This is a genomic window from Dactylosporangium sp. NPDC050588 (assembly GCF_040654975.1).
Classification (GTDB): Bacteria; Actinomycetota; Actinomycetes; order Mycobacteriales; family Micromonosporaceae; genus Dactylosporangium; species Dactylosporangium maewongense.
This window is the reverse complement of record NZ_JBFAJA010000226.1, coordinates 1-1897: the sequence shown is the minus strand read 5'-3', so window position 1 is coordinate 1897 and position 1897 is coordinate 1. Positions and strand designations below refer to the sequence as shown.

The 1897-nt window shown below is 73.9% G+C and carries 2 protein-coding genes; both read right to left on the bottom strand.

Annotated elements, in window-relative coordinates; genetic code table 11:
* The coding region (locus AB0I21_RS57430; RefSeq protein ID WP_360574518.1) for a condensation domain-containing protein at positions 1–851 on the bottom strand (851 nt) is incomplete at its 3' end.
* Positions 851–1897 (bottom strand): non-ribosomal peptide synthetase (locus tag AB0I21_RS57425; protein ID WP_360574516.1); only part of this gene is annotated, 1047 nt, incomplete at its 5' end. The genes AB0I21_RS57425 and AB0I21_RS57430, both read right to left, overlap by 1 nt.

The window sequence follows — 1897 nt, the reverse complement described above, 5'->3', positions numbered from 1 at the left end:
TCCAAGCCTTCGTCGGTACGACCCGCGACCACCGTCCCGATCGGCACATCCCGACCCGCACCCAGCCTCGACAACACCACCCCGAACACAGCCTGGAACACCATGAACAACGTCACGCCGTGCGCCCGCGCGAGATCCACCAGCCGCGCGTGCGTCCCGGCGGCCACGGTGAACGTGACGGCATGTCCGAGGTAGCCGCTGGCCGCCGGCCGCGGCCGGTCGAACGGCAACGCCAGCTCCTGCGGCGCGCCCTCCAGCGCGTCCCGCCAGAACGCCACCTGCCGCGACATCAGGCTCTCCGGGTCGTCCCGGTCGCCGAGCAGCTCCCGCTGCCACAGGGCGTAGTCGGCGTACTGGCCGGGCAGCGGCTCCCAGGTCGGGGCGTTGCCTTCGCGGCGGGCGGCGTAGGCCGTCGACAGGTCCCTGGCGAGCGGGCCGGTCGACCAGCCGTCGGCGGCGATGTGGTGCATGAGCACGACGAGGACCTGCCGGCCGGGGCCGGACCGGAGCAGCCACGCCCGGATCGGGATCTCCGTCTCGAGGTCGAAGACGCTGTTCGTGGCCGCCTCGACCGCGGCCGCCAGGTCGTCGTCGGTGACGTCGGCGACGTCGAGCTGCCACGCGAGGTCGTCCATGGCGAGGATGCGCTGAAACGGTTCGCCGTCGGCGGTCGGGAACACGGTGCGCAGCACCTCGTGCCGGCCGATCACGTCCCGCAGTGCCGCGCCGAGCGCCGCCGCGTCGATGTCGCCCGAGAGGCCGAGCACCATCGGGATGTTGTACAGCGAGCTGCGACCTTCCAACTGCCCGATGAACCACAGGCGGCGCTGTGCGAAGGACAACGGAAGCATCAGGACTCCTCAGTGGTGCGCATCGACCGGAACGCCGGCCTGTTCGTTTTCTGATTGCCCATGCGGACGGCGAGCTCGGCGACCGTCGGCGCCTCGAACAGCGACCGCACGTCCACCTCGACGTCCAGGAGGGCCCGGATCCGGCTGACGACGCGGACGGCGAGCAGCGAGTGCCCGCCGAGGGCGAAGAAGTCGTCGTCGACGCCGACCCGGTCGACGCCGAGCACCTCGGCGAACGCCTGGCAGAGCGCTTCCTCGCGGGGGTTGGCGGGGCCGCGGCCGGAGCCCGCGGTCGTCGCCGTCTCGGGTGCGGGCAGCGCCCGCCGGTCGAGCTTGCCGTTGGCCGTCAGCGGCAGGGCCGCGAGGACGACGACCGCGGCCGGGACCATGTACTCGGGCAGCCGCGCCGCGACGAACGCCCGCACTTCTGCCGCGTCCGGCGCGTCGTCCTCGTCGTCCGGGACCACGTAGGCGACGAGCCGCTTGTCGCCGGGGACGTCCTCGCGGACGACGACGGCGGCCTGCCCGACTTCCGGGTGGGCGGCGACGACCGTCTCGGTCTCGCCGGGTTCGATCCGGTACCCGCGGATCTTGACCTGCTCGTCGGCGCGGCCGAGGTAGACGAGGTCCCCGCCGGCGGTCCAGCGCACGACGTCGCCGGTGCGGTAGAGCCGCGTGCCGGTGCCGAGCGGGTCGGCGACGAACCGGCCGGCCGTCAGACCGGCCCGGCCGGTGTACCCGCGGGCCAGGCCGGCGCCGGCGACGTACAGCTCCCCGGCGACGCCGGGCGGGACCGGGGCGAGGTGGTCGTCGAGGACGTAGACGCGGGTGTTGGCGATGGGCCCGCCGATCGTCGGTGTGTCTCCGGCGGTGAGCGGCCGCGACATCGTGGCGCAGACGGTGGTCTCCGTCGGCCCGTAGGCGTTCACCAGCCTGCGGCCCGGCGCCCACCGGGCGACCAGATCGGCGCTGAGCGCCTCACCCGCGGACACGACCGTCGACACCGACGCCAGGTCGGCCGGGTCGAGGACGGCGAGGACCGCCGG